The organism is Mesorhizobium sp. M1E.F.Ca.ET.041.01.1.1, from assembly GCF_003997355.1.
Taxonomy (GTDB): Bacteria; Pseudomonadota; Alphaproteobacteria; order Rhizobiales; family Rhizobiaceae; genus Mesorhizobium.
This window is the reverse complement of sequence record NZ_RZSL01000283.1, coordinates 1-7857: the sequence shown is the minus strand read 5'-3', so window position 1 is coordinate 7857 and position 7857 is coordinate 1. Positions and strand designations below refer to the sequence as shown.

Here is a 7857-nt window from a genome sequence, read left to right as displayed (position 1 = left end):
GCTCCAATAATATTACCCCTTGATCTCTCTGATTTGTCCAGGCCCGGGTTCCTTGGATCCGGGTTTCTCACGATGACACGCTCCGCCAAGGAAAGTAACCGTCAAGCTGCGCATTGCTAGATGCAGATAACAGCAAATTGCATCAGCACAACGCCACCATCAGGTGCCTTAGTGAACATGGCAGCCTGCCTCTTAGAGCGATACGAGGGGCTACTGTCGAGCCGCTCGCACCCTACCACCCCCGCGGCGATTTTTTTGGACCGTACCAACTCACGATAGAGTTCGACCTATGAACTCGGGGTGCCCGAACACCCGAACACGGGGCCTGCGCCAATCCTTTCGAGCAGCGATATTGGTCGCCTGGGTCGCCTCGCCTCTCCATCGCGAGATCACTGGCGGTTGGTTGAGTTCCCAGGGATGATGTTCCTTGCTGCTTAGAGCTTCAACTGTTCACGACACGGGGAGACGCACCAGGACCTGGCCGTTTTCCACCTTCGTCTTGAACACGGTGATTGGGCAGTCAGCCGGGCCTTGAACCACTTCCCCGGAGGTAATTTCAAATTGAGCTCCATGCAGAGGGCATTCGATAAGAGTCCCCTCGAGCCAGCCGTCGGAAAGGAGAGCGAACGCGTGCGAACACACATTGTCGGTCGCATACACTTTGCTGTCGATCAGGTAGATGGCAATCCGATTATCCTCGATTTCGACCGGTGTTACCGTATCCTCTTGAAGATCGGAAAGTGCACAAACAATTAGCCATTCAGAAGTCTGAGGCATTGTATCCATGATCTTTTCGGCTGTTGTCACAGTTCACTCCGATTGCCGCAATTATCCGGTTGCCAGGTATATCTCGGACGGGTCAATTTCCTCGGCTCGGCTCATAAGATCCGGCGATATCGGCTTGCCAGCCTTGGCGTCTCGCCGAAGCTGCGTCATGTCACGGCCGGGGTTGACCCCCACGGCACTGACAAAACGTCCATGGTCATCAGTGCCAATCTCCAGCCACCGTTCGCTCGCGACCTCTCCAATGCGATACAAGCGCGTGGCGAGGGCTGGCAGCCCGAATGACTGGAGGGTTACGCCGCACTGATCGGACCAGAACCAAGGCAGGTCCTGATATTGTGCATCCAAACCGCACATGACTTGTGCGGCCACTACGGCTTGATCGCCGGCCACAGTCCAGCTCTCACTGCGTAGCCGCCGGCCAAGCGCGGGCACAGGATAGTTCGTCACTTCTCCCGCGGCATATATTCCCGGAACGGACGTTTCGCAGCGTGCATTCACGACGATCCCGTCCGCGGTGTCGATGCCTGCGTCGGCGGCGATTTCCGCATTTGGCCCAATTCCGATGGCAATAAGGAGCATGTCAGCAACGGCGGCCCCTCCATCCCAAGTCAGAGCGACCTCGCCCTTTGAGTTATTCGACATGCGCAGATCTGCACAGTTCAAACGGAGCTCACCACCTTCGCTCGCGTGACGCGTCGCGACCCATTCTGACAAAGAGAGCGAGGCGCTGCGCGGCAGCAGTCGCGGCGCTAGCTCAATTATCGTTGTTTGACAGCCCAAGCGGCGAGCGACCGATGATACCTCCAGCCCGATAAAACCACCGCCAATAACTGCCAGCCGCCGGCCAGGCGCAAGCGCCGCGCGTAATCGCAAAGCGTCGGATTCAGTGCGCAAACAATGAATTTGTGCCGGGTCCACATTGAGGTTCTCGAACTGCCGGGCTCGAGATCCCGTCGCGATCAACAGCTTGTCGTAGTGTTCCGGTTCACCAATATCAGTATGGACGATGCGTCGAAGAGGGTCGATGAGAGTGGCCTTCGTTCCATCCCTCAAAACAATGCGGTCTCCATACAGTTCAGACCCTTTCAGGGTCGGCCTCTTGGCCCCCAAGAGAAAATCCTTTGACAGCGGCGGCCTGTCATAGGGTTTCCCACTTTCGCTGTGAATCAGGACGGTGCGCTGCTCAGGACACAGCTCGGCGAGCGTAGTGGCAGCACGATGTCCTGCTAGTCCTCCTCCGATGATAACGACCGTTTCCATAAACCTTCCTCAGCGCCCAGCGACTTTGAACGTTACCAACATGACAAAAAGAAACAAAAATATGCCGACGCGCTAGTGTCAAATTCCTACGAATTCGTTCAGCACAGACGGCCCAGTTCCAAACCTCGAACCGCCTGCTCGCCAGAAACTGTGCTCCGCGGAATTCGTGGCTTTTGTGCATTTCACCGGTCAGAGGGGATCAATATTGTTCGACTGCCGAGTACGCGATGCAGAAGGCTCAAGCACCGCAACGGATCTGACTGCGACCCATTGTTCGTTTAAAAGGTGGAGCGGCTTTCTTGTGACAGACACAGCAGGTGCCAGTTACGATCGGAACTCCAATCCTATGAGCCATGCGCCCAACACATCCGCTATGCGCCGCTACGAATTTGTCGTTGACCTCATCAAGCGCCGCATTCGCACAGGGACACTGAGGGTCGGTGATCGCCTGCCGTCTGTTCGACAGTTAAGCGAAGATACCGGTTACAGCCCAATGACAGTGCATCATGCATACGAGCTCCTGGAGGCTGAAGGTGTTTGCGAGGCCCGGCCCCGGTCGGGCTTCTATGTCGTGGGCTTGCCGGGGCCAGCGACCGGCTCAGGAGGCCACCATGGCGAGGGAGAGGCTGTTAAAAATCTGCCTGAGGCGTTGCTTCATATTTGTTATTCAAATGAGCTTAACGCGTTCGGCAGCTTCTACCCAAGTCCAGACTTATTCGACCGCAGCGACATAGACCGGCTGTTGCGCCAACTCTTGCGCCAAGGGGAAACCCGGCTTGTTGGATGCGATTCACCCCAAGGCGACATGCAGCTGCGACATGAAATTTCGCGCCGCGTATCAAAGCGAGGATGCGTTATTTCGGAGGGGGAAGTGATTGTCGGCAACACCGGCATGTCGTGCTTCGACATGTGCCTCAATGCATTCACCAAGCCAGGAGACACCGTTCTTGTCGAAAGTCCGTCCTATTTTCCAATGCTGGCCGGATTGAACCGCAAGAGCCTCTCCGTAGTGGAAATATATTCCCACCCGCGCTCCGGTATCAATCCGGAGCAGTTCCTGCATCTTGTCCGCTCGAATTCCGTTCACGTGGCCTTACTTATGGGCTCTCATCACTATCCCACAGGCGTGACCTATTCCGAGCAAACCATGCGCCGTGTTGTCGAAATTGCTCGGCAACACCAAGTGCTTATCCTCGAAAATGATATGTTCAGCGAGCTGAACTACCGTGGCAGCAGACAGCCCTCGTTCAAACAACACGATCCGTCCGATATCGTGGTGCAATTCGGCAGTTTTATGGCCTCGCTCCCGCCAGCATATGGATTGGGTTGGATCATTGCCGGCACCCACACACGGCGTTTGATGACGCACCAATATACACACGGGCTGAACAGCGGTGACGGTATTGTCCAGCGCGCAATCGCCACGTTTCTGGCAATCCGTAGTCAGGACCGACATTTAAGACGATTGCGCGGCACCCTTGCTGCGAGGATGCAAAGGGGCCTCGAGCTAATCGCAGAACATTTCCCCAGTGAGTGTGTCGTATCGCCTCCCGCCGGCGGGTTTATGTGCTGGGTACGAGGGCCGCTTAGCTTCGACGCTACCGGCGCTTTGCTTCAGGCGATAGAATCTGACTTCAGTTTTCTTCCAGGTCCTATTTTCTCGATCGAGGCCTCCTTCCGAAACTTCGTTGCGCTTAACTTCTCGTTCCCATGGACAGCTCAAAACGAAACTTATCTGGCGAAATTGGGTGAGATGATGCACAGGTCGGTCGGGCGGTGATGGCCGTCAGATTGGAAGGTTCGAGGCTGCGTAGCGTCGTGCATTCTCCGGTTGTTTCAGGGCTATAACCAGCCGGCGGCGGGCTGGAGTCGAAGAAGCGCCGCCGGGCCGAGCAATCCGCTTCCCCCAGAGGCAATAGCCCGTATCGCCCGAGCCTGCAGCACGCGCGCGCAAGAACAGTGCCAAGAAGAAGCTGGCAACCAAGCAAGGGCAAGCGGGGCTCGCCCATCAGAAGCAGCACCTAGGACTGCGTGTGGTCGACCGCTCGTTCGCTAGCCGACAGCCATGCGGCGGCGTCGGCATAGGCCGGCCAGGTCAGGTGCTTCCACCTGCCGTCCGCCCGTCAGGGCCGGCAACGCAGTCTTGCCAATGAGTCCAAGCGAGCGTGTAGCAGGCAACCGGTTTCTGGCCGGACTTTTCGTCGCGCCGCGGACGACCTCGTAAGGCACCGCGGAAACCAACATGTCCTCGGACTCTTCGAGAATCTCTTTGTTGCTGACCAGGCGGAGTTTTTTGTGTTTCGCGATGAACTCGGCAGTGCGATCTGGGCGGATAAAGTAACGTTCTTGGCTTCCTTACTTTACCTGAAACCCGAAGGCGAGTGGGTCCCGCTCATCGACGAAAATGGTATTATAACCGGTGACACGCGCCCATCCGCCGATGCTCGGAAGAATGGCAGGACGTCCTGCAATCTCCGACACATTCTCCACACGACCATGGAACAGGGTCCCGATGATGGACTCGTGAACAAATGTTTCGCCGACGTTCAGCAACCCTTTTGCCACGAGCTGTGCCATGCGGGAGGAGGTGCCCGTGCCACATGGCGAGCGGTCGATCCCGCGTTCACCGAAAAACACCGCGTTGCGTGCATTTGCTTCCGGGTGCTTGGCCTTGTCAGCCCACATGACATGGCTGACCCCAGAAATCCGAACGTCCTCTGGATGCACCGGCCGCACGGCATTCTGTACCAATTTGCGGACAACCGGACTGATCTTAAGGATATCGTCGGCAGTCATGCTGTCGAGACCGGACCAGTTCTTCTGAGGTTCCAAAATGGCATAGAAGTTGCCACCGTAGGAGACGTCCACAATAAGTTCTCCAATGCCTGGAACGTCGATTTTTGCGTCACTTACATGAAGATAGGCCGGCACATTGTAAATGCGGACCTCATCAATGAAACGACCGTTTCGTGTGTACTCCACCTCCACCCGACCGGCGGGTACCTCAAGCGCCAGCCGCCCCTCGGTCTTTGGTACCACGAAACCCTGTTCCAGTGCGGCGGTTACCGTACCGATGGTGCCGTGGCCGCACATGGGAAGACAGCCGGAAACTTCGATGAACAGCACACCGATATCGCAATCCTCACGTGACGGAGGATAGAGAATGGAGCCCGACATAACATCATGGCCGCGAGGCTCGAACATCAAGGCCTGGCGCACCCAGTCATACTCGCGCAGGAATATCTGACGCTTTTCGGCCATGCTGACGTTGGGCAGTATAGGAGCTCCGCCCGCAACAACGCGAACGGGACTGCCACAAGTATGAGCATCGATGCATATGAAGGTATGGGGATTCATGATTATCCTCCAGATCAGGAAAAACGGAAAAGGGTGTAAGATTGGTCGTTGGCGCTCTTACGGCAACCATATCGGCGAGCAGCCGCCCGGTCGTCGGCCCCACAGTTGATCTCCCGGGAAAACGTTACTAAAGAATTTCGTGTCGTGATCTTGTAGCCGCGTTCGCTTTCATGCAACACGCCGATGGTCTTGGCGAGGCGCCGACCCATCGACCCATACGCCAGCTGCAATACAACTTGTCATAACGGGTAGTCACCCTCCGCGTCAGCGAAAAACCCCCGCCGACGCGGCCGAAGCACGCCCTGTCCGACTTTGCAAAGACGCAACAAGTTTGAACGGCAGTCGTGCAACAAACCTGCAACGGAACTCGAAGTAAATTTCGCAGAGTCTTAACGCCGCAAACTCTTTGACGATGGTAGCCTCGGGGCAAGGTCTGAGGTCAAGCGCGTCTACAAAGATGCCGACAATCGTTCAGACAAGCCGCACGTGACGCACTGAAGAGGCCCATAGCCAATGGCAAGAGCGTTGATCCTGATTGGGGGCACGAGAATGGGCTCGGGTCTGCTATACCTCCAGGCTGCTCAGCGTCGTGGCCTTCAGCCAATTGCCCTTTCAGATGATCCAACTCGGTATGACCATTTCGCAGCGAAAGAGGTTGAGACAATCTGTGTTGATACAGACGATCTGGATGCGTTGATCCGCGAATGTTCCCGGCTCCGAGCGACTTATGAGATCGCTGGCATAACAGGCGCTGCCGATTCGTTCTATGCCACGGCCAGCAAGCTCTGTCGGCACTTCGATCTACCTGGACCGAATCCGGAAGCTATCGAACAATGCCTCGATAAGTACACTCAACGTCAACTTCTCGCGGCCTCAGGCGTTCCCATGCCTGCTTACCGCTTGGCGGCCAATGCAGCGGAGATAAAGAATTCTGCCGCGGAAATCGGGCTGCCGGTGATTGTGAAGCCTGCGGTGGGCCACAGCAGCGTCGGTGTCCGATTGTGCCGCACTGCCGATGAGGTAGTCGAACATACGAGCCATCTGTTGGGCGGGGGGCACATATGGCGGTCCTCGCCGAGGATATTGGTCGAAGAGTTCGCACAAGGCCCCTATTATACCACTGAGATAATGGGGAATGAGGTGGTTGCAATTGGCACCGGCGACTTCGGCTGCCCGCCTCATTTCGTTTGTCATGAGTTCACCTTTCCGGCCCTGCTGAGCGATGACGAGCAAGAGCGCATCGTGGATGTCTCGCTGAGCTGTTTGCGAGCCCTCGGCCTCGGCTGGGGGCCAACGAACATAGAGTTCCGGTGGACGATGCGTGGCCCGGTCGTCATTGAAGTCAATCCGCGTCTTGCTGGCACGCCTTTTCCACAACTAGTTCATTTGGCTTATGGTGTCGATCTGATCACCGAGCACATCAAGGCTGCCATTGGTGAGGAATGGGATTTGCGCAGAAGGCACTCGCAAACAGCGGCCGCGCGGCACCTGATTGCTGATCGCGATGGCACCCTTGATTGGATCGATGGGCACAGCCAAGCGGCCGCAGTATCAGGTGTTGCCGAGGTCAAGTTCTATGTTGAACCCAAGACGCTGATCGAGAGAAAAGGCGATTATCGAGACTGTTTGGGACATGTAATCGCCGCTTCATCCAGTCTTGCTGAGACCGAGGCGACACTTCAGCGTGCGGCCGGCTTAGTCGGCTGGTCTATCAGGCCATTTCCGGTCATTGACAAACAAAACCAAACGTGCAGCACCTCACCTCCCGGTCTCGTGAAAGAAAACGGTTAAGGAAAAGCATCATCATCACGATACCGAGCATGAGACGGGGACGAAGGCCGGTGATCTGCCTCTGCAGAAGCGAGCGATCTCGCAGCCGGCGCTTTGCAATCGACCGCCGGCCCTGAGAGTTCAATGCCTGCCCGTCGGTACCGTCAGGTTTCGAGTACACGCCACGGCGATGTTCCTTAGCCGAGTTGATGGGCAGAAAATCGCTTTTTTTGGCCTCTCCTCCAACCCGGCACTATTTTGAATCGCCTCTCGTGGATGAGATTGCGATAGGAGCGAAGAGGGAAGCAGCATGTCAAGTGAGGCAGCAAGTGCGGAGCGCGGTAGAGTTCAGGAGGCGAAACATGATTTTACGGCCAGCTACAACAGCAGATGGCCGCACCCCTATTTTCGGGCTTGTTTGGCCGTGGACTATATGCTTCCAGATCGGGCCAAGCCGGTTTTCGAAAGGATCTTCGCCGATTATCGACGCATTAGAAACAAGACGAAGTTGAAGATAGTCGATATCGGTTGCTCGTATGGTGTCAACGCCGCCTTGCTGCGAACTGATCTCGATCTCGACGATCTGTATGCTGCCTATTTGGGACCCAGCGGCTCGCTGTCGCGCCAACAGGAGATCGAGCATCGCGCCTTTTTTCGCAAACAGGGCCTCCGTGACGACATCCA

General features: G+C 56.3%; 5 protein-coding genes and 1 pseudogene. 3 read left to right on the top strand and 3 right to left on the bottom strand.

Annotated features, from left to right (window positions below):
• Positions 1 to 450: 450 nt before the first annotated feature.
• Positions 451 to 807: a non-heme iron oxygenase ferredoxin subunit gene (locus EOA38_RS21465; protein WP_245480889.1), complete on the bottom strand. Its 357-nt coding sequence runs from the start codon at positions 805 to 807 to the stop codon at positions 451 to 453.
• A gap of 21 nt (positions 808 to 828) precedes the next feature.
• On the bottom strand, positions 829 to 2046 hold the full coding sequence (locus EOA38_RS21460) for an FAD-dependent oxidoreductase (RefSeq protein ID WP_127300174.1): 1218 nt from the start codon (positions 2044 to 2046) through the stop codon (positions 829 to 831).
• Positions 2047 to 2392: 346 nt separating this feature from the next.
• Between EOA38_RS21460 and EOA38_RS21455 the strand changes: the two genes are divergently transcribed.
• On the top strand, positions 2393 to 3826 hold the full coding sequence (locus EOA38_RS21455) for a PLP-dependent aminotransferase family protein (protein WP_127300173.1): 1434 nt from the start codon (positions 2393 to 2395) through the stop codon (positions 3824 to 3826).
• Positions 3827 to 4401: 575 nt separating this feature from the next.
• Here EOA38_RS21455 and EOA38_RS21450 read toward each other — a convergent pair.
• Positions 4402 to 5403: a 4-hydroxyproline epimerase gene (locus tag EOA38_RS21450; RefSeq protein WP_127300172.1), complete on the bottom strand. Its 1002-nt coding sequence runs from the start codon at positions 5401 to 5403 to the stop codon at positions 4402 to 4404.
• Positions 5404 to 5916: 513 nt separating this feature from the next.
• Here EOA38_RS21450 and EOA38_RS21445 point away from each other — a divergent pair.
• Positions 5917 to 7194, top strand: a complete 1278-nt coding sequence (locus EOA38_RS21445) for an acetyl-CoA carboxylase biotin carboxylase subunit family protein (protein WP_127300171.1) — start codon at positions 5917 to 5919, stop codon at positions 7192 to 7194.
• Positions 7195 to 7483: 289 nt separating this feature from the next.
• Positions 7484 to 7857: pseudogene (locus EOA38_RS21440) on the top strand (hypothetical protein); the annotation flags it as partial.

Coding starts and splice junctions, on each gene's coding strand:
- EOA38_RS21450 (WP_127300172.1), bottom strand. CDS start 5,403: ATGAATCCCCATACCTTCATATGCATCGATGCTCATACTTGTGGCAGT.
- EOA38_RS21455 (WP_127300173.1), top strand. CDS start 2,393: ATGAGCCATGCGCCCAACACATCCGCTATGCGCCGCTACGAATTTGTC.
- EOA38_RS21445 (WP_127300171.1), top strand. CDS start 5,917: ATGGCAAGAGCGTTGATCCTGATTGGGGGCACGAGAATGGGCTCGGGT.
- EOA38_RS21460 (WP_127300174.1), bottom strand. CDS start 2,046: ATGGAAACGGTCGTTATCATCGGAGGAGGACTAGCAGGACATCGTGCT.